The organism is Acidisphaera rubrifaciens HS-AP3 (genome assembly GCF_000964365.1).
GTDB classification, from domain to species: domain Bacteria; phylum Pseudomonadota; class Alphaproteobacteria; order Acetobacterales; family Acetobacteraceae; genus Acidisphaera; species Acidisphaera rubrifaciens.
The window spans coordinates 1-422 of the sequence record NZ_BANB01001105.1 but is presented as its reverse complement, the minus strand read 5'-3'; the positions used below and the strand labels follow the sequence as shown (position 1 = coordinate 422).

1 protein-coding gene is annotated in these 422 nt (G+C 61.8%); it reads left to right on the top strand.

What is annotated here, in order from left to right; all coding sequences use genetic code 11:
* Window positions 1-389 (top strand): hypothetical protein (locus tag B8460_RS22650; RefSeq protein WP_048863432.1); only part of this gene is annotated, 389 nt, incomplete at its 5' end.
* Window positions 390-422 lie beyond the last annotated feature (33 nt).

Sequence of the window (422 nt, the reverse complement as noted above, 5' to 3'; positions counted from 1 at the left end):
ACGCGGCGGCGCAGTCGCGAGCCGATCAGGTCGCGCAGCGCTTCGGGAAACGCGCCCCGGCGCCGATGGTCGGCGAGTCGGTGCAGACGTATCGCGGGCGGCTGCTGCTGGGTTTTCAGTCGTACAGCAAGGATGCCGCCAAGCTCGACATTCACACCATCAACGATCCGGTGGCATTCGGTATCATTGAAGACAAGATTTACGCCGACGCGATCGCCGCCGCAAAGGACATGAGTGACTTCATCGTGGAGGGCACAATTTTGCCGATGACGGAGGTAACCCCCGAGGGGCACCGTATCACTCGTTACCACGGCGGGCGTTCGTTCGTGCATTCGTTGAAGCCGCCCGCGCAATACGTGCGCAAGTTCTACACCGAGCGCCAGCACTGACGCATGGCCCGCCGCCCAATCATTGACATTCAG